Below are 23504 nucleotides of genomic sequence, written 5' to 3'. Positions count from 1 at the left end.
ATGCCGGAAAAGTTCGATGCTATTACCCAATATTACAAAACGCTGTTCTTATTTGCAGTGCGTCGCCCGGGTGTAGTAGTGCGTCATCGCCGGGCCACACGATGCGGTCATGATTCACAGCTTCCGCAGTGCCACCTGCTCCACCAGGTGATCGCGGCCCTTGCGCAGGATGAGGTCGGCGCGGGGGCGCGTGGGCAGTATGTTCTCGCGCAGGTTGCGGCGATTGATGTCACGCCACAGCCCTTCGGCGATCTCGAGCGCCGCCGCCTCGTCGATCTGAGCATAGCGGTGGAAGAACGAATCGGCGTTCTGGAAGGCGGTCTGCCGCAGCAGCTTGAAGCGTTCCAGATACCAGTCGTGGATGTGAGCCTCCTCGGCATCGATATAGATCGAGAAGTCGAAGAAGTCGGACACGAACGGCACCATCTTGCCGTCTTCCGGCAGGTCACGGACCTGCAGCACGTTGATGCCCTCGACGATCAGGATGTCGGGACGGTCGACGATCTGGTATTCGCTGTCGCGTACGTCGTAGGTCAGGTGCGAGTAGAGCGGGGCCTGGACATTGCGCGCGCCGGCCTTGATCCATGACAAAAAGCGCAGCAGGGCGCCGATATCGTAACTCTCCGGGAAGCCCTTGCGGGCCATCAGCGCCTTGTCGCGCAGCGTGGCGTTGGGATAGAGGAAGCCGTCGGTGGTGACCAGGTCGACCTTGGGGCTCGACGGCCAGCGCGCCAGCAGCTCCTTGAGGATGCGCGAGGTGGTCGATTTGCCCACCGCGACAGAGCCCGCGATGCCGATGATGAACGGGGTCTTCTGGGTATCGTCGATGTCCAGGAAACGTTTGCGCTGGGCGTAAAGCCGCTGGCTGGCTTCGACGTAGGAGGAGAGCAGGCGAGACAGTGACAGGTAGATCCGGCGCACCTCGCCCAGGTCGATCGGGTCGTTGAGCGAGCGCAGTCGCTGCAACTCTTCCGCCGACAGGGTCTGCGGCGTATCGGCTCGAAATTCGGCCCACTGCTCGGCCGTGTAGAACTGATACGGGGAGAAGGGGTCCGGTCTCAATTGATTCATCGTATCTCTTTCACTGTCGAACCGCCGCGTGATCGGTACGCTGCAGGGGCTAGGAGAGGTCATTGTCGACATTGGCGGCAAATTGTCTCAGTTGCATGGGGCGAATGCCACGCGAATCGGCGCCGCCGCATTCGGTGAAGCCCAGTCGCCGGTAGAGATCGATCGCCGCCCCGTTGTCGGTGAAGACATTGAGCGTGACGCGCTCGGCGCGACGCCGCCGGGCTTCGTCCAGCAGGCGACGACACAGCGCTTCGCCAAGCCCCTGGCGTCTGTGCGTTGGCGACACGATGATGCGGGCCAGGTGATAGTGGCGCTCGCCCTTGACGACGAGCTGGCCGAAGGCGAGCGGCTCGCTGCCGGAGACGAGGCAGAACGAGAGCAGGCCGCCGCCGTCGATCTCCCGCCACAGCCTGGGGCCATCCGTCGGCCACGACAGCCCGGGGCCGGCCCAGTGCTCCAGCGCCTGCGCCGACCCGATCCATTCGGCGATGCGGGCGAGGTCCGTCGGTAGCGCCGGGCGCCAGCGGGCATCAGCCATGGCGATCGCCGGTTCCGGATGGTCGCGGCAAGGAGACGGCCAGGTTGTCGATCAGTCGCGTCGAGCCGAGATAGACCGCCCCCAGCAGGCGGCCTTCGGTATGCCGAGAGGCATCGAACGGGGCCAGCGCGGGCCCGCGGATCTCGAGATAGTCGAGCCGAAAGCCGGACGCCTGCAGCGCCTGCCTGGCCTGAGCCAGCGCGTCGTCGGGTGACTGGCCACCGGCCAGCGCCTCGCGGCAGCGCGACAGCTCCCGATGGAAGGTGGGCGCCAGTGCCCGGTCCTCGGCGCCGAGATAGCCATTGCGCGACGACAGCGCGAGACCGTCCTCGGCGCGAACGGTGGGCACGCCGACGATCTCGATCGGGAAATGCAGGTCGGCTACCAGCTTGCGGATGACCGCCAGCTGCTGGAAATCCTTCTCGCCGAAGCAGGCGATGTCCGGCTGCACCAGGTGAAACAGCAGCGAGACCACCGTGGCGACACCGTCGAAATGGCCGATGCGGGTGCCGCCGCAGAGCCCTTCGGAAACGTCCGGCACGTGGACCTGGGTCTGCGTCTCGAGTCCGCCGGGATAGAGCGTCTCGACGCCGGGAGCGAAGAGGAGATCGCAGCCATGCGCGGTCAGCTCGTCACGGTCGCTGTCGAGGGTGCGCGGATACTGGCCGAAGTCCTCGCCGGCGCCGAACTGCAGCGGGTTGACGAACAGCGTGGCAACGACCACGTCGGCGAGCTCCCGGGCCCGATCGACCAGGGCCAGGTGGCCGGCGTGGAGATTGCCCATGGTCGGCACCAGGGCGATGCGCCGCCCGGCCATTCGGTGTGCCAGCAGGGCCTCACGCAGCGGCGCGATATCGTGCAGTGTCCGCATCAGAAACAGTGCTCCTCGGCCGGGAAGCGGCGGGACTTGACCGCTTCGTCATAAGCGCGGAACGCCGCCTCGATACTCTCCTGGCCGGATAGGAAATTCTTCACGAAACGTGGCACATAGCCACTGTTGAGCCCCAGCGTGTCGTGCATGACCAGGATCTGCCCATCCACGTCCGGACCGGCACCGATGCCGATGACGGGGGCGGAGACGGCGTCCCGGACCGCCTTGCCCACGGCCCTGGGCACGCACTCGAGCAGGATGACGGCGGCGCCGGCCTCGACCAGTCGCTGGGCATCGTCGACGATGCGCTGGGCCGCATCGGCGGCCTTGCCTTGGACCTTGAAGCCGCCGAGCTGGTGGACGCTCTGCGGAGTCAACCCGAGATGGGCGCAGACCGGAACGCCACGGCGGGTGAGTTCGCGGATGCCGTCGGCCATCCAGGCTTCGCCTTCGATCTTGATCAGTTCGGCGCCGGCGCGCATCAGCTCACCCGCATCGCGCAGCAGTTGACCGATATCGGCGTTGCTCATGAACGGGAGGTCGACCATCAGCAGGCTTCGCTGCTTGCCCCGCGCCACGCAGGTGGTGTGATAGCGGATATCTTCCAGGGTGACCGGCAGGGTGCTGGTGTGTCCCTGCAGTACCATGCCCAGCGAATCGCCGACCAGCAGCACATCGATACCGGCGGCATCGGCGCAGCGCGCCAGCGTGGCATCATATGCGGTCAGACAGCTGAACGCCTCGCCGCGGGCCTTGCCGTCGCGCAGCGTGTCCAGGGTAACGCGCCTCATGCTCTCTCTCCCAATCGCGCCGGGCCCTGCTCGCGCCGGCGTTGACGAAGGCTCCGTCCTGCGGCTTGCGACCAGGGCGCGAGCCCATTTCATCATGCCCGACAGGGCGATGCGGAGCAGAGTGTAGTGAGTTGCCCACCAGACGCAACAAGACGTTGGCGGCATGCCGATGGTTCACGCTGACAGGCGCTGCAGCGTCTGATCCTCCAGCCGGTTTGCCAGACACCCTGGTAGTTCGCCGTCGAGGGAGAGCGTTGGTGCGATTTCCGCCAGGGGTTCGAGCACGAAGCGGCGGTGAGTCATCTCCGGGTGGGGCAGAGTGAGACGAGGGGAGCGGCAATTGAGGCCCGCGTACCACAGGAGGTCCAGATCCAGCGTGCGTGGTCCCCAGTGGCGATGCCGCACACGACGATGGCGTTGCTCGATCGCTTGGAGCTGGTCGAGCAGTGCCAGCGGCGAGAGTCGCGTACGAACGGCGACGACGGCGTTGACGAAGTCGGGTTGGTCCTGGGGGCCGACCGGCGCGCTGGCATAGAGCGAGGAGACGGCAACGCACTCGCTCACCGGTAGCGCTGCCAGCGCCGCCATTGCCCGCGCCAGTTGGTCACGCGGCGATGCCAGGTTACTGCCCAGACCGATATAGGCCAGGGCGAAGTGTCGATGGTCAGTCATCCAGCGTCGGCGGTGTCGGCTTGTTGGTCGGTCGCCGACGCTTGCGTGGACGGCGACGGCGCGGCTTGGGGCTGGTCCCCGCCGGATTGGCGCCGGCATCGTTGGCGAGTAGCTGACGCTGCCCCTCCTCATCCGCCTGCTGAAACTCGGTCCACCAGCTACCCAGGCCCGGGGTCAGCTCGCCGGCTTCCTCGCGCAGCAGCAGGAAGTCGTAGGCGGCGCGGAAACGCGGATGTTCCAGTGTCTGGAAGACCCGACGGCCGCGGCGGCGCGGGAGTTGCTGCTGAAGGTCCCAGATCTCGCGCATCGGGATGCTGAACCGCTTGGGGATCGATGTATGTTGCAACTGTCGACTGATGACCTGCTGCGCCGCGGCCTGCTGAGCCGGGACTTCCGGCAGGTCCTGTTCGTGGGCGATGCGGGGAGTGCGTTGCTGAACGCAGGGCCACAGCAGGGCGCCAAACAGGAAGGCAGGCGTGACCGGCCGATCCTGGGCGATCCGCGCGTCGGTATTGATCAGCGCCTGCTCGACCAGCTTGACGGCCCAGGGCTGCTCGTCGAGGACTTCATCGCTCTCGGGGAACAGCATCGCGAACAGGCCGTGATCGCGCAGCACTCGGAAGCTCTGCAGCGCGTGGCCGGAGAGAAACAGCTTGAGCACCTCCTCGAACAGCCTCGCCGGCGGGATCTGGAGCAGCAGTGGGGCCAGCTCGCGAATCGGTGCCTCGGTACCTTCGGCAATCCGGAAGTCGAGCTTGGCGGCGAAGCGTGCGGCGCGCAGCATGCGTACCGGATCCTCGCGATAGCGGGTCTCCGGATCGCCGATCAGTCGAAGCACGCGGTCTTCCAGGTCCTTGAGGCCGCCGGTCCAGTCATGAATGGCGAAGTCGGTCACGCTGTAGTAGAGCGCATTGACGGTGAAGTCGCGCCGGATCGCGTCCTCCTCGACGCTCCCCCAGACGTTGTCCCGCAGCAGCAGGCCCTCGTCCGACTGCTGGCTGTGATTGCCGGTGTGTTCCTCGCCATGCCGTCCGCGGAACGTCGTCACCTCGATCACTTCGCGCCCGAAGCGGACGTGGACGATCCGGAAGCGTCGGCCGATGATCCGGGAATTACGAAACAGCTGACGCACCTCGTCCGGCGTCGCATTGGTGGCGACATCGAAGTCCTTGGGCCGGTTCCCGAGCAGGGAGTCCCGGATGCAGCCTCCGACCAGATAAGCGTCATAACCCGCGCCATTGAGTCGATACAACACCTTGAGAGCGCTCTCGCTAAGGTTCTGGCGCGAGACGTTGTGTTCGTCGCGGGGAAGGACTTGCGGGGTGGGCGTGGCGTCTTCGGCCGCCTGAGCGGATTCCGGGCCGAAGAAGGTCTTCAAACGTTCACCGGGACGTTGGAGAAAACGGGAAAATCCTTTGAACATGCGGCGAAATCGACTCGCGAGGTAGCAAAACTCCAGTGTAGCGGAGGCCAGGGGGCTTGCAAAGGCAATGGCGGGATGAGGGGGCGCAGAAGACAACGCACGGATCGAGTTGTGGCCGTAGGGGGATGATATTCGCCGCCAGCTCAGCTCTCGGTCGAACGAACGAGGTCGATGGGAACCTTGAGGTGGGAATAGTAAAAGGGGAGACCCGGTGGGCCTCCCCTTGCAAGAATGCTTCGCAACGTCCATGCCGCTTCTTCTTGTTCGTGATGGCGCATCGCCTTGAATACGCACCACAGTCGCTGAGCGAGCTTGCAGTCACTGGCTTGTCGTTATCAGCCATGCTGTGTGTAGCGACCACCTCGTATTCAAAACAATAATCCAACCACGACAGGCAATGCCCTTTCCCGGTTGTTGTCGTTGTTCCGGGAAGTCTCCAGATCACGAGGAAGCTTGTTGTTGTTGCCTCGTTGATGAAGAGCGTCGCGTCCTGATTTTGCGTCGGCTCGAGGACGATTGTTGTTGTTCGTGTCCTCGTTCGCTCTGGGCCTGTGTTGTTGTTATGGGGCCGGTGGCGATCTGCCTTCCTAGTTTGAGTGCCGTGTTGTTGTTGTTATCGGCAGTGGGGGCCATTCCGATCTCTATTGTTGTTGGGTTGGATCGGTACCCGCTGTTGTTTTTCTTGTCTTAGTTATTGCACTTGCTGTGCCACTCCTTGTTTTTTTTAACAAAATCAATTTCTTGCTGTTTTTTCTTCGTGCCAGTCGCCCTATGGCTGCCGGCGTGGTGGGAGCCGGATGATTCATAAGGGGGCATCGGCAGCGCATCGTGCGTGATTGTGGTGCGCCCCTCTCCGCAATGGCGACAGGGTGGCGCAAAACGGCGCGAGTTTCGCTTAGACAATAGTCTTCAATCGAAGGGAGGGACGGCTCCGGCGTCAGCGAAAGGCAGGCTCCATGTCAGGCGGGGGGCGCCGGGAGACCTTGCCGACGGGGGCGTCAGCCTGGCTTTCGGCCCGGGGTGGCAACTATCGCTTCGGGGGACCAGCGCGCGAGCGCGTGAGCCAGTTGAGTGCTCACCTCCGCCTGGCGTAGCGCGGCCTGGGGAGCCTGACCCAGCAGCTGCAGTGCCCGATGGAGCACGGGGCGAGCCGCAGTGCCATCGTGGGGGATGGCGGTCGCGAGATTCTGTTTGGAGAGTTTCTGGCCATCCTCGCCGAGGACCAGCGGCAGATGCAGATAGCGCGGTTCAGGATAGTTCAGGGCGGCCTGCAGCTGGCGCTGCCACGGCGTATTGTCGAGCAGGTCGAAGCCGCGAACGACATCGGTTATGCCCTGCTCCGCGTCGTCGACCACCACCGCGAGCTGATAGGCCCAGAGGCCATCCTTGCGCTTGAGTATCACGTCGCCCTGGACAGTCGGGTCCAGGCATTGGCTCCCGAACAGGCGGTCCTGCCAGCACACCGGCTGGATGCCCTTGTCGGTTCGCAGCCGCCATGCCTGGGCGCGTTCGGGATGGCGCGAGCCATGGCGGCACCATCCCGGGTAGTGGCCATGCTGCTGCCATTCGCGTCGCGAACAGCCGCAGGGGTAGGCCATCCGGTCGGCGACCAGACGGTCCAGTGCGGCCTGATAGGTGGCCCCCCGGGTGCTCTGGTGGCGGATCTCCCCATCCCATTCCAGCCCGAACGCTTCCAACTGGCGGTAAATCTGGTCGACGGCACCGGGAGGGCAGCGTGGCGGGTCGATATCCTCGATGCGCAGCAGCCAGCGGCCGCCGGCTGCTCTGGCATCCAGCCAGCTGCCCAGGGCCGCCACCAGGGAGCCCAGGTGGAGCGGTCCGGAGGGCGTGGGCGCGAAGCGCCCGACATAGCCCGAGGCAGGTAGCGGGGCGGTGGTCATCAGACGACTCGTGAGGTGGAAGATGGCGGCGCCGGGTGACGCCAGGATAGCGCGGAACGCAAGACGGGCACCGATGAAGGTGCCCGTCGCGGTTCCCAGGTGACCGAGGTCATTCAGCCGCCGAGCTGCTTTTCCTTGAGTTCGGCCAGCGTCTTGCAGTCGACACAGAGCGTTGCCGTGGGGCGGGCCTCGAGGCGGCGAATGCCGATCTCGACGCCACAGGCCTCGCAGAAACCGTAGTCGTCCTCGTCGATCTTCTCGATCGTTTCGTTGATCTTCTTGAGCAGCTTGCGCTCGCGATCGCGGGTGCGCAGTTCCAGGCTGAACCCCTCTTCCTGCGTGGCGCGATCCGCGGGGTCCGCGAAGTTGTTGGCCTCTTCCTGCAAGTGGCGGACCGTGCGGTCGACCTCTTCCATCAGATCCTGTTTCCAGCCCAGAAGGATCTCACGGAAATGCGCAAGTTGTTTGTCATTCATATACTCTTCACCCGGCGCCGGCTGGTACGGGGTGAATTGACTGGGCGCTTCCGTTTTCTTTTCCGCTACTGGCATGGGGGCGGCCTCGTTACGCAAGTGTCGTGACGCGTGTGATCTGGCCGAGTATCGGCCGGGGCAGCGTCTGCCACTGCCCGAAGCCATGCTTATTTAGCGAAAAAGTTGCCGCTTTGCAACCGAATGGGCGCTTTATTTTTCTCATCCCCGGTTCGTGAACGCCGGGGAATCGGGCTGGCATCCGCCGGGTTGGCGATGCCACGACTATCGTGTTGCCGGACCGAGTCTCTCCAGGCACTCGTCTTTGTGGATATCAGTACCTCATGCATTATCCCGTTCTTATTCCTGGCACGCTGTTGAGACGCTACAAGCGCTTCCTGGCCGACATCGAACTCGAGGATGGCCGCGAGGTCGTGGCGCACTGCCCGAACACCGGCTCGATGCGCGCCGTCAACGTTCCCGGTTGCCGGGTCTGGGTGTCGCCGAGCACCAATCCCGCCCGCAAGCTGTCATGGACCTGGGAGCTGATCGAACTGCCCGACGGCAAGGGAGGCGTCGATCTGGTGTCGGTGCACACCGGGCGTGCCAACGCGCTGGTCGAGGAGGCGCTGCGCGACGCTCTCGTCCCCGAACTCGCCGGCTTCGCCGAGCTCAAGCGGGAGGCGAGCGTCGAGGGAGCCCGGCTCGATTTCCGCTTGAGAGCGGCGCAGGGGCGCGACACCTTCGTCGAGGTCAAGCAGGTGACGCTCAAGGAGGACGACGGTCACGGCTATTTTCCCGATTCGGTCAGCGAGCGTGGACGCCGTCATCTCGAGGTGCTGGCCGAGCTGGTCGCACGTGGCCACCGCGGGGTGCTGCTGTTCTGCGCGGCGCACACCGGTATCGACGACGTGGCGCCCGCAGCGCATCTCGACCCCGCCTACGCACGCACGCTCCAGGCGGTCGTCGAGCGTGGCGTGGAAGTGCTGGCTTACGGTTGCCGGGTGACGTGGGCGCAGGGACGACCCGAGGCGGTGATGCTGGATCGCCGCCTGGAGCTGAATCTCGAACGGCGCTGGCAAGCCGCCGAGTCGCGTTAGCGCCCGCGCCGGACCCGGAAGATCGCCGTCTCGCCGAACAGGTTGGGCCACAGCCTCGATGTCCAGTGTCCCTCGTGTTCGGCGCTGCCGACGGCCTCGTCGACGATGGTGACGCCCTTGTCGCGGCACAGGCTGGCGAAGTCCCGGAACGTCGACAGGTGGATGTTGGGGGTGTCGTACCAGGCGTGGGGCAGGGAGCGCGAAACCGGCATGCGACCACGGAACGTCAGATGCAGCCGGTGCTTCCAGTAGGCGAAGTTGGGGAAGGCGATGATGCACTCCGGGGCCACTCGCAGCATTTCGTCCAGCATGGCGTCCGGGCGGCGCAGGACCTGTAGTGCCTGGGTCATGATGACCAGGTCGCAGGCATCGTCCACGAAATTGCCCAGGCCGTCGTCCAGGTTCTGCTCGAGCACATTGACGCCCTTGGTCAGGCACGCCGAGATGCCTTCCGGGTCGATCTCGAGGCCGTAGCCGGTGACGTTCTTGTGGCGTGCCAGCGCTGCCAGTAGCGTACCGTCGCCGCAGCCCAGGTCGAGGATGCGGGCGTCATTGGGCACCCAGCCGTAGATCAGTTCGAGATCCGCGCGCATCAGCTCGCCCCTCCGTTGAGTTGCGCATCGATGCGCCGCATGAAGCTGCCGAAGACCGATTCGTACTGGTCGTTGGGCAGCAGGAAGGCGTCGTGCCCGTGCGGGGAGTCGACGTTGACGTAGCTGACCGCCTTGCCGGCTCGCAGCAGGGCGTTGACCAGTTCCTGCGAGCGGGCCGGGGCGAAGCGCCAGTCGGTGGTGAAGCTGATGACCAGAAACGGACAGTCGGCCGGTGCCAGCGCGGCGGCCAGGTCGCCGTCGTGCTGTCCGGCGGGGTCGAAATAGTCCAGCGCCTTGGTCATCAGTAGATAGGTGTTGGCATCGAAGCGGGTCGAGAAGGTATCACCCTGGTGGCGCAGGTAGGACTCCACCTGGAACTCGACGTCGTAGCCGAAATTCAACTGGTCGCTGCGCAGGTCGCGCCCGAAGCGCGAGCCCATCGAGTGCTCGGACAGGTAGGTGATGTGACCGATCATCCGGGCCAGTTTCAGGCCCAGCTTGGGAATCGCGCCGTGGTCGGCGTACCAGCCGTCGTGGAAATCGGGGTCCGAGCGGATCGCCTGGCGAGCGACTTCGTTGAAGGCGATGTTCTGCGCCGACAGGCGCGGGGTCGCGGCAATCACCGCCACGTTGGCGACGCGTTCCGGATAGGCGATCGTCCACTGCATCGCCTGCATGCCGCCGAGACTGCCGCCCACCACTGCGGCGAAACGCTCGATGCCGAGCCGATCGGCCAGGCGCGCCTGGCTGTGAACCCAGTCCGCCACCGTCATGACCGGAAATGTCGGGCCCCACTGACGGCCGGTCTGTGGGTCGACGCTGCCGGGGCCGGTGCTGCCGTGGCAACCGCCGAGGTTGTTGAGCGAGACGACAAAGAACCGGTCGGTATCGATCACCTTGCCTGGGCCGATGTAGGCGTCCCACCAGCCGGGCTTGAGCTCGTCGGCGGCGTGGAAGCCCGCCGCATGGTGATGACCGGACAGGGCGTGACAGATCAGAACCGCATTGCTGCGCTCGGCGTTGAGCGTGCCGTAGGTCTCGTAGACCAGCTCGAAGCTTTCGAGGGTCTTGCCGCAGGCCAGAGCCAGCGGAGACTCGAATGTGGCGGTCTGCGGTGTGACCAGCCCGACGGAGTCGGACGGAAAGGAAGCGGACATGAAACGGGATAGTCTCCAGGTTCAGCGAGGGCAGTTGGCCGATTCACATCGGTGAGTGCCCGGGCGCCGCCCGCCGCGGTTCGTCAGCGGTCCACGACCTGTTGCTGGCGTGGACCGTCTTCAGGCCGGCGGCGGAGGCGGTCGGCGTGGCTCAGAAGCCGACCAGGGCGCCCGGCAGGCCGGCGGCACGGGCCAGCGACCCGACGACGACGCTATCGAGCAGATTGATGGCGATGAAGACCACGATCGGCGAGAGGTCGATCATGCCCAGCGGGGGTATCACGCGGCGTACCGGGGCCATGATCGGCTCGACGATCTGCATCACCAGCAGCGCTCCCGGATGACTGGCACGAGGCGCTACCCAGCTCAGGATGATCATGATGATCAGGGCGAAGAAGTAGATCTTGAGAATCGCATTGAGTACGCCCGCGATGCCCGCCAGCAGCAGGCCCTGCAGCGGCGGCATGCCGAAACCGGCAATCTGGAAGATGGCGGTGATCACGATCACCTTGAGCAGAAAGCCCACGAACAGCGTGGCGATGTCGATGCGCCCCACGGGCCGCAGGATCTTCTGGACCGGCGCGACCACCGGCTGGGTCGCCTTGACGATCCCCTGGCTCATCGGGTTGTAGTAGTCCGCCTGCGAGAATTGCAGCAAAAAGCGCAGCATCAGCACAAACAGATAGATGTTGACCAGCGTGTTGACCAGCATCAGGCCGGCGCTTCCAAGATTACTGCCCATTATTTTCTCCTAATGGATTCCGTTCCTGCTTGTTCAGTTCCGACCCAGCTCGCTCGACAACTCGCGGGCGCGCTCCGCGCAGGCGTGGGTCGCGCGGCTCACGATCTCGGCCAGGCCCGCCTCCTCGAACGTGTGGATCGCGCGCTCGGTGGTGCCGTTGGGGGAGGTGACCCGCCGACGCAGCTCGGCGGGGTCGAATTCGCTCTCCCGCGCCATCTTGGCGGCGCCGAAGGCGGTCTGCAATGCCAGTCGGCGCGCACTCTCGGGGGAGAGTCCCAGCGCGGTACCGGCTGCCTCCAGCGACTCCATGAACAGGAAGAAGTAGGCCGGGCCGCTGCCGGAGATAGCCGTCACGGCCTCGATCTGGGCTTCCTCCTCCACCCACTCGACCAGGCCCACCGATTCCAGCAGGTCGGTCGCGAGCTGGCGTTCGGCATCGCTGACGCGGTCGTTGGCGTAAAGCCCGCTGGCGCCCTCGCCGACCAGCGAGGGCGTGTTGGGCATGCAGCGGATCACGGCGAGACCGCCCCCCAGCCAGGTGTCCAGCGTCGCGGCGTCGAGTCCGGCCGCCACCGAAATGATCAGAGGCCGCCGGGACTGGACGCTATCCCGCAGCGACAGGCAGAGGTCGCGCATCATTTGCGGTTTGACGGCGAGGACGATGACGTCCGCTTCCCCGACCGCGGCCAGATTATCCTGCATCGTGCGAATGCCATAGCGCTGACCGATGGTATCGCACGTTGCCTGGCTGCGTGACGTGGCGACGATGGCATCGGCGGGATAGCCGCCTTCGAGCATCCCGCCGAAGATGGCGCTGGCCATGTTGCCGGCGCCGATGAAGACGATGCGGCTGGCGGTGGGCGAGTCGGTCATGACTGGGTCCTTGGGTCGGTCAGAGAAGGAGCGATAGGGTCAGCTTCCGAGTGGCGGGCGGCTGCCGAAGATGGCGGTGCCCAGGCGAACGATGGTGGCGCCCTCCAGGACGGCGGCCTCCAGGTCGCCGCTCATGCCCATCGACAGGGTATCCAGGGGGGCTTCGGGAAAGCGGCGCTGCAGCTCGGCCAGCGCGGTGGCGACCTGGCGGAATGCGTGACGCTGTCGGTCTCGGTCGTCGCTGGGCGCCGGTAGCGCCATCAGGCCCCGCAGGCGGAGATTGGGAAGCGTCAGCAGCGACTCGGCGAGCACCGGCAGGTCGTCGATGTCGACCCCCGCCTTGCTGGCTTCGCCGCTGACGTTGAGCTGCAGACAGATATCGATAGGGCCCAGCGCCGGCGGGCGCTGCTCGGAGAGCCGGCGAGCGATCTTCTCGCGGTCGACGCCATGTACCCAGTTGAAATGCTCGGCGACGTCGCGGGTCTTGTTCGACTGCAGTGCGCCGATGAAATGCCACTCGATGTCGTCGAGGTCGGCCAGCGCCTGCTGCTTTTCCAGGGCTTCCTGCAGGTAGTTCTCGCCGAAGGCGCGTTGACCGGCGGCATAGGCCTGGCGCAGCATATTTGCTGGCTTGGTTTTGCTGACGGCAAGCAGGTGTGCGCTGTCTAGCGGCCGGCCGGCTGCGGAGAGCGCCGCCTCGAGACGTTCGCGGGCGCTGGATAGGGACTCGGACACCGACGCTTCTGGCATACTGGATGGCGACCTTACGCAGGGGATCGAATAAAAAACATGGATATTACCGAACTGCTGGCGTTCTCGGCAAAGCACGACGCTTCGGACCTGCACCTGTCGGCGGGGCTGCCGCCCATGATACGGGTCGATGGGGATATGCGTCGCCTCAATGTGCCCGCGCTCGACGACAGCCAGGTGCGCCGACTGATCTATGATGTGATGAACGACCGTCAGCGTCGGGATTTCGAAGCTACGCTCGAGACCGACTTCTCGTTCGAAGTTACCGGCGTGTCTCGCTTCCGTGTCAATGCTTTCACGCAGGGACGCGGTGCCGGCGCGGTCTTTCGTACCATTCCCAGCAATGTGCTGACGCTCGACGACCTCGGGTTGGGCGACGTCTTCCGGCGTCTGTCGATGTTGCCGCGAGGCCTGGTGCTGGTCACGGGGCCGACCGGCAGTGGCAAGTCGACGACGCTGGCGGCGATGATCGACTACATCAACAGCAACCGTCAGGAACACATCCTGACCATCGAGGATCCGATCGAATTCGTGCACGAAAGCAAGCGTTGCCTGATCAATCAGCGTGAAGTGCATCGCGACACCAAGGGCTTCGCCCCAGCCCTGCGCTCGGCCCTGCGCGAAGATCCCGATGTCATCCTGGTCGGCGAGCTCAGGGACCTGGAGACCATTCGGCTCGCCTTGACGGCTGCGGAGACCGGCCATCTGGTATTCGGCACCCTGCACACCACGTCGGCGGCCAAGACCATCGACCGCATCATCGATGTCTTTCCCGGTGACGAGAAGGGCATGGTGCGCTCGATGCTGTCCGAATCGCTGCAGGCGGTGATCTCACAGACGCTGCTCAAGCGCGAGGCCGGTGGGCGTGTGGCGGCTCATGAGATTCTGGTGGCGACATCGGCGATTCGCAATCTGATACGGGAAGGCAAAGTGGCCCAGATGTACTCGGCGATTCAGACCGGCGGTAGCCTGGGGATGCAGACGCTGGACGCGGCGCTTTCCCAGTTGGTGGCCGACGGCGTGGTGACCCGCCAGGAAGCTCATGCCAAATCGCGCGCCGGACTCGACCAATGAGCTCGCACTTCGGATTCCGAAACCAGGACCTGAAATGACCCCCTCTCAATGGTTTGAGCAGCTTCTCGATATCATGCTGGCCAAGCAGGCTTCGGATCTGCTGATCTCTACCGGGGCGCCGCCCTGCCTGAAGCTGGATGGAAAACTGGTGGCCCTGGGCGATGTCCCCCTGCAGCCGGACCAGGTGCGCGAGCTGGTGGCCATCGCTTTGCCCCGGGGGCGGCAAGAGGCTTTCGAGGTGGATCACGAGGCCAATTTCGCCCTCAGCCTCAGCGGCAAGGGGCGTTTCCGTGTCAGCGCCTTCTACCAGCGCAGCCAACCGGCGATGGTCGTTCGCCGGATCGCGTTCGACATTCCCGATCTCGAATCGCTTGGCTTGCCGGAAGTGACGGCGACATTGGCCTCCATTCGGCGTGGACTGGTGCTGGTGGTGGGTGGGACCGGCAGCGGCAAGTCCACCACGCTGGCCTCGATGATCCAGCACCGCAATCGCACGGTTGGCGGTCATATCATCTGTATCGAAGACCCGATCGAATACATGCATCCGCACCAGCGCGGCATCATCAACCAGCGTGAAGTGGGGATCGACACCGAATCCTACGAGGTAGCGCTGAAGAATGCCCTGCGCCAGGCGCCGGATGTCATCATGATCGGCGAGATACGCAGCCGGGATACCATGGAACTGGCGCTCAGCTTTGCCGAAACCGGCCATCTCTGCCTGGCCACGCTGCACGCCAACAGCGCCGATCAGGCGATCGAGCGGATTCTCAGTCTGTTTCCGCCGTCACGCCAGGAGCAGATAGGGATGGATCTGTCGCTCAATCTGCGTGCCGTGGTCGCTCAGCGACTGTTGCCGCGTCAGGATGGCGCCGGTCGCTGTGTGGCGACCGAGGTGCTGCTCAAGTCTCCCCTGATCAGCGAACTGATCCGTCGTGGCGAGGTCGCCGAGCTGAAGGATCTGATGCGCCGCTCCCGGGAGCAGGGCATGCAGACCTTCGACCAGGCGCTCTACGAGCTGTTCCGGCGAGGGGACATCAGCGAGAGTCTGGCGCTGGCGCATGCCGATTCGGCCAATGACCTGCGCATGCTGCTCAAGTATGGCGAGCGTCGGGACGCCGGTGACAGCAGCGATGATGGCGCGAAGTTCTCGCTGATCGACGATGAGTGAGGGGGTGCCCCCTGGTTCAAGGTGCGTAGATGCCGCCAAGGACGCGAGGGCCGCTGGCGCCGGTCACCTCCGGCAGGTTGCCGGTCAGCCGGTGAATCCGGCGCCATGCCAGCCAGGCGAAGGCGCCGGCTTCCAGCCAGTCGGCCGACCAGCCGAATGCATCGCAGCGGGTGATCGAGACCGCCGGTAGATGTGTCGCCAGACGTTCCATCAAGTGACGGTTGCGGGCACCGCCGCCGCAGACGATCAGATCCGTGTTGTCGGCAACGATGAAGTCGCGCGCGGCCCTTGCGACGCTGGCCGCGGTCAGCTCCGCCAGTGTCGCCTGGACGTCGGCAGCCGCTTCGTTGCCGCACAGTCGTGCTTCCAGCCAGGCCAGGTGAAATTGCTCGCGTCCCGTGCTCTTGGGTGGCGGGGCGGCGAAGTACGGCTCCTCGAACAGACGGGCCAGCAACGACTGATCGATGCTTCCACTGGCCGCCCAGCTTCCCGCTTCGTCGATCGGCCCATGCCGGTGCCGGGCGTGCCAGGCGTCGAGCAGCAAATTTGCCGGGCCGGTGTCGAAGCCGATGACCGGCAGCAATGACGTCTCGGGAGGGAGCCGTGTCAGGTTGGCGATACCGCCCAGGTTGAGAATCAGTCGAGTACGGACAGGATCGGAAAACAGGGCCTGATGAAATATCGGCGCCAACGGCGCGGCCTGCCCGCCGGCCGCCATGTCCCGGCGGCGGAAGTCGGCAACTACCTGGCAACCGGTCAGCTCGGCCAGCCGGCTGGGATTGTCGAGCTGGTAAGTGAAGGGCGTTTCGGCGTAGGGGGCGTGCTCGATGGTCTGGCCGTGGCTGCCGATGGCGGTAATCGCCGAGGGCTCGAGGTCGTGGCGCTGCAGCAACTGGCGCACGGCTTCGGCCTGGTGGTCGCAGAAGGCGCTTTCGGTGGCGCCCAGCATGGCGAAAGAGACCTGGGACGCCTGGGTCAACTCGAGCAGCGCCGCTTTCAGCTCGGCACTCATGGGTAAGCACAGCGCGTCGATCAGACGCGGGCGCCGAGTGACGTCATCGACGATCTCGACGAGTGCGGCGTCGATCCCATCCAGGCTGGTGCCGGACATCAGGCCCACGAATAGCGTCATCTACTTTCTCCTGTCGCGGAGCGGTTCAACGGGTTCAAAAGAGTCGTGCTAAGATTGCCGCCTTTCAAGCTCGATAGCGTAGTAGTGGAGACGGATACGATGGCCCAGGTCGACGAAGCGCTGGCATTGATCAAGCGCGGTACGCAGGAGATTTTGATCGAAGACGAGCTGGTAAAAAAGCTCGAATCCGGTCGCAAGCTCCGGATCAAGGCAGGCTTCGATCCTACCGCTCCCGACCTGCACCTGGGGCACAGTGTCTTGCTGACCAAGATGCGCCAGTTTCAGGATCTTGGCCACGAGGTGATTTTCCTGATCGGGGACTTCACCGGCCGGATCGGTGATCCCACCGGCAAGAACGTCACCCGCAAGCCGCTCACCGAGGAAGAGGTCAAGGCCAACGCCCAGACCTATCGGGAGCAGGTCTTCAAGATCCTCGACCCCGACAAGACCGAAGTGCGATTCAATGCGGAGTGGTTCGGGGAGATGTCCGCCGCCGACATGATCGAGCTCTCCGGACAATCCACCGTGGCACGCATGCTCGAGCGCGATGACTTCGAGAAGCGTTACCGGGCGGGTCAGTCGATCTCGATTCACGAGTTTCTCTACCCGCTGGTGCAAGGCTACGACTCGGTCGCACTGAAGGCGGACATCGAGCTCGGCGGTACCGACCAGAAGTTCAACCTGCTGATGGGGCGCGAGATCCAGAAGCACTTCGGCCAGGAGCCGCAGGTCGTCATCACCATGCCGCTGCTCGAAGGGCTGGATGGCGTGCAGAAGATGTCCAAGTCGTTGAACAACTATATTGGTGTCGACGACGCCCCCGGCGTGATGTTCAACAAGATCGTGTCGATGCCGGACGGCCTGATGTGGCGCTACTTCGAGCTGCTGTCGCTGAAATCCAACGAAGAGATCGAGGCGATTCGGCGTGAGATCGAACAGGGGGCCAACCCGCGCGACATCAAGATGGCCTTGGCGAGAGAGTTGATCACGCGTTACCACGGGGCGGAAGCGGCGGCGAATGCGCACCGTTCGGCGGGCAACCAGCTCGCGGAAGGGGAGCTGCCGGAGGATCTGCCTGAAGTCGAGGTGGACTTCGAGGGGGCGGCGCAGGCGCCGATCGCGGCAGTGCTCAATCGAGCCGGGCTGGCCAACAACAGCGCCCAGGCCAAGGACATGCTCAACAACGGCCGGGTGAAGGTCGACGGCGAGATCGCGGCCAAGGACACCATGCTCGCCACCGGCAGGCACTATGTCATTCAGGCTGGCAAGAAGCGCTACGCCCGGGTCACGATTGGTTAGCCAATTTGCCAATCCCGCTGAAACGCCCGCCCCGCGCGGGCGTTTCGGTCTTTGGGGGGTGGCGGCGGGAGGGTGTGTCGGACCGGATGATCAAAAAGTTGCAATCAGTGCTTGCCAACGCGGCGGTCGATCCGTAAAGTACGCATCCGCTGCCGCCGAGAGAGGTTTTCGGAGGCGGTGAAGAAGAAAGCCAAGCAGTTGATTTGATTGAAATAATCGGTTGACGCGAGGCAGGGGAGACAGGCAGAATGCTCCCGCTTCTTGGCAAGGATCGGCGCCGACAGCAGCACGCGACGCCAAGCAGGATTCGACAAAAAAGACGTTGACATCCTCGCCTCGATCCTTAAAATACGCCACTCCTTACGGCGGCCCAGAAACAAGCGCTGACAAGCACTTGGATTCGAAACGGCAAAGTAAGGCGCTCTTTAACAATCGATCAGGTAATTGATGTGGGCGCTTGTTCTCGCGTGACAGCCAGTCACGACATATCGAGGCAAGCGACTCGTCAAGATTCGTTTGACCTTGAACCAAGTTTGGTCCGCTTTTTTCCTTCGGGAGAAGTAAGGACTATCAGACTTTAAACTGAAGAGTTTGATCATGGCTCAGATTGAACGCTGGCGGCAGGCCTAACACATGCAAGTCGAGCGGCAGCACGGGGAGCTTGCTCCCTGGTGGCGAGCGGCGGACGGGTGAGTAATGCATAGGAATCTGCCCGGTAGTGGGGGATAACGTGGGGAAACCCACGCTAATACCGCATACGTCCTACGGGAGAAAGCGGAGGATCTTCGGACTTCGCGCTATCGGATGAGCCTATGTCGGATTAGCTAGTTGGTAAGGTAACGGCTTACCAAGGCGACGATCCGTAGCTGGTCTGAGAGGATGATCAGCCACACTGGGACTGAGACACGGCCCAGACTCCTACGGGAGGCAGCAGTGGGGAATATTGGACAATGGGCGAAAGCCTGATCCAGCCATGCCGCGTGTGTGAAGAAGGCTTTCGGGTTGTAAAGCACTTTCAGCGAGGAAGAAAGCCTCTGGGTTAATACCCCAGAGGAAGGACATCACTCGCAGAAGAAGCACCGGCTAACTCCGTGCCAGCAGCCGCGGTAATACGGAGGGTGCGAGCGTTAATCGGAATTACTGGGCGTAAAGCGCGCGTAGGTGGCTTGGCACGCCGGTTGTGAAAGCCCCGGGCTCAACCTGGGAACGGCATCCGGAACGGCCAGGCTAGAGTGCAGGAGAGGAAGGTAGAATTCCCGGTGTAGCGGTGAAATGCGTAGAGATCGGGAGGAATACCAGTGGCGAAGGCGGCCTTCTGGCCTGACACTGACACTGAGGTGCGAAAGCGTGGGTAGCAAACAGGATTAGATACCCTGGTAGTCCACGCCGTAAACGATGTCGACTAGCCGTTGGGACCTTTAAGGACTTAGTGGCGCAGTTAACGCGATAAGTCGACCGCCTGGGGAGTACGGCCGCAAGGTTAAAACTCAAATGAATTGACGGGGGCCCGCACAAGCGGTGGAGCATGTGGTTTAATTCGATGCAACGCGAAGAACCTTACCTACCCTTGACATCCAGAGAACTTTCCAGAGATGGATTGGTGCCTTCGGGAACTCTGAGACAGGTGCTGCATGGCTGTCGTCAGCTCGTGTTGTGAAATGTTGGGTTAAGTCCCGTAACGAGCGCAACCCTTGTCCTTATTTGCCAGCGATTCGGTCGGGAACTCTAAGGAGACTGCCGGTGACAAACCGGAGGAAGGTGGGGACGACGTCAAGTCATCATGGCCCTTACGGGTAGGGCTACACACGTGCTACAATGGCCGGTACAAAGGGTTGCGAGACCGCGAGGTGGAGCGAATCCCAGAAAGCCGGCCTCAGTCCGGATCGGAGTCTGCAACTCGACTCCGTGAAGTCGGAATCGCTAGTAATCGTGAATCAGAATGTCACGGTGAATACGTTCCCGGGCCTTGTACACACCGCCCGTCACACCATGGGAGTGGACTGCACCAGAAGTGGTTAGCTTAACCTTCGGGAGAGCGATCACCACGGTGTGGTTCATGACTGGGGTGAAGTCGTAACAAGGTAGCCGTAGGGGAACCTGCGGCTGGATCACCTCCTTAAACGACCAGCTTCACGTGGTTCAAGCGTCCACAATCAATTACCTGATCGGCCAAGAGCAATGACTGTGGAAAGGCTCTCGAAAGCCACCCAGTGACCAACGGGTCTGTAGCTCAGTTGGTTAGAGCGCACCCCTGATAAGGGTGAGGTCGGCCGTTCAAATCGGCCCAGACCCACCATCTCACGCTCAGTTGGTTAGAGCGCACCCCCGGGGTGTCAAAAAGAGAGGGTGAGGTCGCCGGGTTTTTTCGAATCGGCCCAGACCCACCAAATTTACGCCATGACAGCGTTGTTCCCCGGCTTGCATAGCAGGCTATGCGTCACCGTAAAACGCCTTGTCATGACGAAAATTATCCAGATAGCTGGATTATCTGGGGCCATAGCTCAGCTGGGAGAGCGCCTGCCTTGCACGCAGGAGGTCAGCGGTTCGATCCCGCTTGGCTCCACCATGTCTTTCCTGAGAAAACGCGCCACACAGTCATCGAAGTTTTAAGCTAGACGCTGTCGTTAACCCGGTTTGATCTTGGGTTGTCTTACAGCTTCCAGCTTAAAGCTTCTAGCTTTAAACGCTCTTTAACAATTTGGATCATGCTGACAGTTCTTCTCGCAAGAGAAGAACGAAAGTGATACGTCTCAAGCGTATCCGGCAATTGTCGTTAGACTAATCGCGCGACCAGACTCCTTCGGGTTATATGGTCAAGCGATTAAGCGCACACGGTGGATGCCTTGGCAGCCAGAGGCGATGAAGGACGTTGTAGCCTGCGAAAAGGTTCGGTGAGGTGGCAAACAACCTGCGACCCGGACATGTCCGAATGGGGAAACCCACCCAGCACAAGCTGGGTATCCCACACTGAATCCATAGGTGTTGGGAAGCGAACCGGGAGAACTGAAACATCTAAGTACCCCGAGGAAAAGAAATCAACCGAGATTCCCCCAGTAGCGGCGAGCGAACGGGGAGTAGCCCTTAAGCATGTGACTGGTTAGACGAACGCGCCTGGAAAGGCCGGCCATAGTGGGTGATAGCCCCGTAGTCGAAAACCTGAATGTGTGAAATCGAGTAGGTCGGGGCACGTGAAACCCTGACTGAACATGGGGGGACCATCCTCCAAGGCTAAATACTCCTGGCTGACCGATAGTGAACCAGTACCGTGAGGGAAAGGCGAAAAGAACCCCGGAGAGGGGAGTGAAATAGATCCTGAAACCGTGTGCGTACAAGCAGTGGGAGCCGACTTGTTCGGTGACCGCGTACCTTTTGTATAATGGGTCAGCGACTTATATTCAGTGGCGAGCTTAACCGTATAGGGGAGGCGTAGAGAAATCGAGTCTTAACTGGGCGACCAGTCGCTGGATATAGACCCGAAACCGGGCGATCTATCCATGGCCAGGGTGAAGATTGAGTAACATCAATTGGAGGCCCGAACCCAAGTATGTTGAAAAATGCTGGGATGAGCTGTGGATCGGAGTGAAAGGCTAATCAAGCTCGGAGATAGCTGGTTCTCCTCGAAAGCTATTTAGGTAGCGCCTCACGTATTACCGCCGGGGGTAGAGCACTGTTTCGGCTAGGGGCCCATCCCGGGTTACCAACCCGAGGCAAACTCCGAATACCGGTGAGTAGAGCGTGGGAGACACACGGCGGGTGCTAACGTCCGTCGTGAAAAGGGAAACAACCCAGACCGTCAGCTAAGGCCCCCAAATTCTGGTTAAGTGGGAAACGATGTGGGAAGGCATAGACAGCTAGGAGGTTGGCTTAGAAGCAGCCATCCTTTAAAGAAAGCGTAATAGCTCACTAGTCGAGTCGGCCTGCGCGGAAGATGTAACGGGGCTCAAACCAGATGCCGAAGCTACGGGTTCATCCTCTGGATGAGCGGTAGAGGAGCGTCGTGTAAGTCTGTGAAGGTGTGTTGAGAAGCATGCTGGAGATATCACGAGTGCGAATGCTGACATGAGTAACGACAAGGGGAGTGAAAAACTCCCCCGCCGGAAGACCAAGGTTTTCTGTTCTATGTTAATCAGAGCAGAGTGAGTCGGCCCCTAAGGCGAGGCTGAAAAGCGTAGTCGATGGGAAACGGGTCAATATTCCCGTACCGGATGTGGTTGCGATGGGGGGACGAAGAAGGCTAGGTGAGCCAGGCGTTGGTTGTCCTGGTGAAAGTCAGTAGGCTGAGGACTTAGGCAAATCCGGGTCCTTAAGGCCGAGAGACGAGACGAACGGACTACGGTCCGGAAGTCATCGATGCCACGCTTCCAGGAAAAGCCTCTAAGCTTCAGATCACATGCGACCGTACCCCAAACCGACACAGGTGGTCAGGGTGAGAATCCCAAGGCGCTTGAGAGAACTCGGGTGAAGGAACTAGGCAAAATGGCACCGTAACTTCGGGAGAAGGTGCGCCGGCTTAGGGTGAAGGACTTCGCGTCCCGAGCTCGAACCGGTCGAAGATACCAGGTGGCTGCAACTGTTTATTAAAAACACAGCACTCTGCTAACGCGTAAGCGGACGTATAGGGTGTGACGCCTGCCCGGTGCCGGAAGGTTAATTGATGGTGTTAGCCGTAAGGCGAAGCTCTTGATCGAAGCCCCGGTAAACGGCGGCCGTAACTATAACGGTCCTAAGGTAGCGAAATTCCTTGTCGGGTAAGTTCCGACCTGCACGAATGGCGTAATGATGGCCACGCTGTCTCCACCCGAGACTCAGTGAAATTGAAATCGCAGTGAAGATGCTGTGTACCCGCGGCTAGACGGAAAGACCCCGTGAACCTTTACTATAGCTTCACACTGGACGCTGATGTTGCTTGTGTAGGATAGCTGGGAGGCTTGGAAACCCGGACGCCAGTTCGGGTGGAGCCAACCTTGAAATACCAGCCTGGCATCATTGGCGTTCTAACTTGGCACCGTGATCCGGTGTGAGGACAGTGTGTGGTGGGTAGTTTGACTGGGGCGGTCTCCTCCGAAAGCGTAACGGAGGAGCACGAAGGTACCCTCAGCACGGTTGGAAATCGTGCATTGAGTGCAAGAGCATAAGGGTGCTTAACTGCGAGACAGACACGTCGAGCAGGTACGAAAGTAGGTTCTAGTGATCCGGTGGTTCTGTATGGAAGGGCCATCGCTCAACGGATAAAAGGTACTCCGGGGATAACAGGCTGATACCGCCCAAGAGTTCACATCGACGGCGGTGTTTGGCACCTCGATGTCGGCTCATCACATCCTGGGGCTGAAGTCGGTCCCAAGGGTATGGCTGTTCGCCATTTAAAGTGGTACGCGAGCTGGGTTTAGAACGTCGTGAGACAGTTCGGTCCCTATCTGCCGTGGGCGTTGGAGATTTGAGAAGTGCTGCTCCTAGTACGAGAGGACCGGAGTGGACGCACCTCTGGTGTTCCGGTTGTCACGCCAGTGGCATCGCCGGGTAGCTATGTGCGGACGGGATAACCGCTGAAGGCATCTAAGCGGGAAGCCTCCTTCAAGATGAGATCTCCCTGAGACTTCGAGTCTCCTAAAGGGTCCAGCAAGACTAGCTGGTTGATAGGCACGGTGTGGAAGCGCTGCAAGGCGTTGAGCTAACGTGTACTAATGCCCCGTGAGGCTTGACCATATAACCCCAAGGGGTTTTGGAAAGAGGCGTTGTGGCGAAAGCCGGGACGCGAAGTCGAGCGATTAGTACGACAATGACTGGATACGCGGGCCGAGAAAGAGCCGGCCAAACGAGACGTAGCCGTCAGCATGATCCGAATCAGTTGAAGCGATGCGAGGAAAAGATCGCTTCAGCGT

General features: G+C 62.2%; 19 protein-coding genes, 2 tRNA genes and 2 rRNA genes. 8 read left to right on the top strand and 15 right to left on the bottom strand.

What is annotated here, in order from left to right; genetic code table 11:
• Nucleotides 1-114: 114 nt before the first annotated feature.
• From coaA to dksA, 8 genes are all read right to left on the bottom strand, one after another.
• The gene (coaA, locus tag AAGT95_RS04575; RefSeq protein WP_162302627.1) at nucleotides 115-1071 is read right to left on the bottom strand and encodes a type I pantothenate kinase; all 957 of its coding nucleotides are present in this window, start codon (nucleotides 1069-1071) and stop codon (nucleotides 115-117) included.
• Nucleotides 1072-1120: 49 nt separating this feature from the next.
• The gene (locus AAGT95_RS04570; RefSeq protein WP_342595673.1) at nucleotides 1121-1609 is read right to left on the bottom strand and encodes a GNAT family N-acetyltransferase; all 489 of its coding nucleotides are present in this window, start codon (nucleotides 1607-1609) and stop codon (nucleotides 1121-1123) included.
• Complete coding sequence (panC, locus tag AAGT95_RS04565) at nucleotides 1602-2480, bottom strand: pantoate--beta-alanine ligase (protein ID WP_342595672.1); 879 nt, start codon at nucleotides 2478-2480, stop codon at nucleotides 1602-1604. The genes AAGT95_RS04570 and panC overlap by 8 nt, the downstream gene beginning before the upstream one ends.
• Nucleotides 2480-3271, bottom strand: coding sequence for a 3-methyl-2-oxobutanoate hydroxymethyltransferase (panB, locus tag AAGT95_RS04560; protein WP_342595671.1), 792 nt, complete (start codon nucleotides 3269-3271; stop codon nucleotides 2480-2482). Before panB ends, panC begins: the two co-directional genes overlap by 1 nt.
• 174 nt (nucleotides 3272-3445) lie before the next feature.
• Nucleotides 3446-3943, bottom strand: a complete 498-nt coding sequence (folK, locus tag AAGT95_RS04555) for a 2-amino-4-hydroxy-6-hydroxymethyldihydropteridine diphosphokinase (RefSeq protein ID WP_342595670.1) — start codon at nucleotides 3941-3943, stop codon at nucleotides 3446-3448.
• Nucleotides 3936-5366 (bottom strand): polynucleotide adenylyltransferase PcnB, encoded by a 1431-nt coding sequence (pcnB, locus tag AAGT95_RS04550; protein WP_110601324.1) that lies wholly within the window; start codon nucleotides 5364-5366, stop codon nucleotides 3936-3938. Before pcnB ends, folK begins: the two co-directional genes overlap by 8 nt.
• A gap of 998 nt (nucleotides 5367-6364) precedes the next feature.
• Nucleotides 6365-7267 carry a tRNA glutamyl-Q(34) synthetase GluQRS gene (gene gluQRS / locus AAGT95_RS04545; protein WP_342595669.1) on the bottom strand — a complete coding sequence of 301 codons (903 nt, stop codon included), beginning with the start codon at nucleotides 7265-7267 and terminating at the stop codon, nucleotides 6365-6367.
• Nucleotides 7268-7380: 113 nt separating this feature from the next.
• The gene (gene dksA, locus AAGT95_RS04540) at nucleotides 7381-7818 is read right to left on the bottom strand and encodes an RNA polymerase-binding protein DksA (protein WP_110601320.1); all 438 of its coding nucleotides are present in this window, start codon (nucleotides 7816-7818) and stop codon (nucleotides 7381-7383) included.
• Nucleotides 7819-8081: 263 nt separating this feature from the next.
• Here dksA and sfsA point away from each other — a divergent pair, with 263 nt between their 5' ends.
• The gene (gene sfsA, locus AAGT95_RS04535; protein WP_342595668.1) at nucleotides 8082-8837 is read left to right on the top strand and encodes a DNA/RNA nuclease SfsA; all 756 of its coding nucleotides are present in this window, start codon (nucleotides 8082-8084) and stop codon (nucleotides 8835-8837) included.
• On the opposite strand, the gene metW is transcribed toward sfsA, so the two are convergent.
• From metW to AAGT95_RS04510, 5 genes are all read right to left on the bottom strand, one after another.
• Nucleotides 8834-9430 carry a methionine biosynthesis protein MetW gene (gene metW / locus AAGT95_RS04530; protein WP_157958431.1) on the bottom strand — a complete coding sequence of 199 codons (597 nt, stop codon included), beginning with the start codon at nucleotides 9428-9430 and terminating at the stop codon, nucleotides 8834-8836. The genes sfsA and metW overlap by 4 nt on opposite strands.
• On the bottom strand, nucleotides 9430-10587 hold the full coding sequence (gene metX, locus AAGT95_RS04525) for a homoserine O-succinyltransferase MetX (RefSeq protein WP_110601315.1): 1158 nt from the start codon (nucleotides 10585-10587) through the stop codon (nucleotides 9430-9432). Before metX ends, metW begins: the two co-directional genes overlap by 1 nt.
• Before the next feature lie 151 nt (nucleotides 10588-10738).
• Nucleotides 10739-11329, bottom strand: a complete 591-nt coding sequence (locus AAGT95_RS04520) for a YggT family protein (protein WP_110601313.1) — start codon at nucleotides 11327-11329, stop codon at nucleotides 10739-10741.
• Between the two features lie 33 nt (nucleotides 11330-11362).
• Nucleotides 11363-12202, bottom strand: coding sequence for a pyrroline-5-carboxylate reductase (proC, locus tag AAGT95_RS04515; RefSeq protein WP_342595667.1), 840 nt, complete (start codon nucleotides 12200-12202; stop codon nucleotides 11363-11365).
• A gap of 39 nt (nucleotides 12203-12241) precedes the next feature.
• On the bottom strand, nucleotides 12242-12952 hold the full coding sequence (locus tag AAGT95_RS04510; protein WP_110601310.1) for a YggS family pyridoxal phosphate-dependent enzyme: 711 nt from the start codon (nucleotides 12950-12952) through the stop codon (nucleotides 12242-12244).
• A 39-nt stretch (nucleotides 12953-12991) separates the two neighbouring features.
• Here AAGT95_RS04510 and AAGT95_RS04505 point away from each other — a divergent pair, with 39 nt between their 5' ends.
• Entirely contained in the window at nucleotides 12992-14026 is a 1035-nt protein-coding gene (locus tag AAGT95_RS04505; protein WP_110601309.1) for a type IV pilus twitching motility protein PilT, read from the top strand.
• A 34-nt stretch (nucleotides 14027-14060) separates the two neighbouring features.
• A complete protein-coding gene (locus AAGT95_RS04500; protein WP_342595666.1) occupies nucleotides 14061-15194 on the top strand; it encodes a PilT/PilU family type 4a pilus ATPase in 1134 nt (377 codons plus the stop codon).
• Between the two features lie 16 nt (nucleotides 15195-15210).
• On the opposite strand, the gene AAGT95_RS04495 is transcribed toward AAGT95_RS04500, so the two are convergent.
• Complete coding sequence (locus AAGT95_RS04495) at nucleotides 15211-16326, bottom strand: anhydro-N-acetylmuramic acid kinase (protein WP_342595665.1); 1116 nt, start codon at nucleotides 16324-16326, stop codon at nucleotides 15211-15213.
• A 99-nt stretch (nucleotides 16327-16425) separates the two neighbouring features.
• Between AAGT95_RS04495 and tyrS the strand changes: the two genes are divergently transcribed.
• On the top strand, nucleotides 16426-17625 hold the full coding sequence (tyrS, locus tag AAGT95_RS04490) for a tyrosine--tRNA ligase (RefSeq protein WP_342595664.1): 1200 nt from the start codon (nucleotides 16426-16428) through the stop codon (nucleotides 17623-17625).
• Nucleotides 17626-17729: 104 nt separating this feature from the next.
• Here tyrS and AAGT95_RS04485 read toward each other — a convergent pair whose 3' ends face one another.
• Nucleotides 17730-17954 carry a hypothetical protein gene (locus AAGT95_RS04485; RefSeq protein ID WP_342595663.1) on the bottom strand — a complete coding sequence of 75 codons (225 nt, stop codon included), beginning with the start codon at nucleotides 17952-17954 and terminating at the stop codon, nucleotides 17730-17732.
• Between the two features lie 250 nt (nucleotides 17955-18204).
• Between AAGT95_RS04485 and AAGT95_RS04480 the strand changes: the two genes are divergently transcribed.
• The 4 genes from AAGT95_RS04480 to AAGT95_RS04465 all read left to right on the top strand — a co-directional run bounded on the left by AAGT95_RS04480 (nucleotide 18205) and on the right by AAGT95_RS04465 (nucleotide 23328).
• Nucleotides 18205-19744 (top strand): 16S ribosomal RNA (locus tag AAGT95_RS04480).
• Between the two features lie 100 nt (nucleotides 19745-19844).
• Nucleotides 19845-19921: transfer RNA gene (locus AAGT95_RS04475), tRNA-Ile, on the top strand.
• Nucleotides 19922-20115: 194 nt separating this feature from the next.
• Nucleotides 20116-20191, top strand: a tRNA-Ala gene (locus AAGT95_RS04470).
• Nucleotides 20192-20436: 245 nt separating this feature from the next.
• Nucleotides 20437-23328: ribosomal RNA gene (locus AAGT95_RS04465) — 23S ribosomal RNA — on the top strand.
• The 16S and 23S rRNA genes sit together here with 2 tRNA genes alongside, the layout of an rRNA operon.
• Nucleotides 23329-23504: the final 176 nt, after the last annotated feature.

The organism is Salinicola lusitanus (assembly GCF_038648475.1).
GTDB lineage: Bacteria > Pseudomonadota > Gammaproteobacteria > Pseudomonadales > Halomonadaceae > Salinicola > Salinicola lusitanus.
Note: the sequence above shows the minus strand (reverse complement) of the source record. Positions and strands in the feature narration are given on the sequence as shown.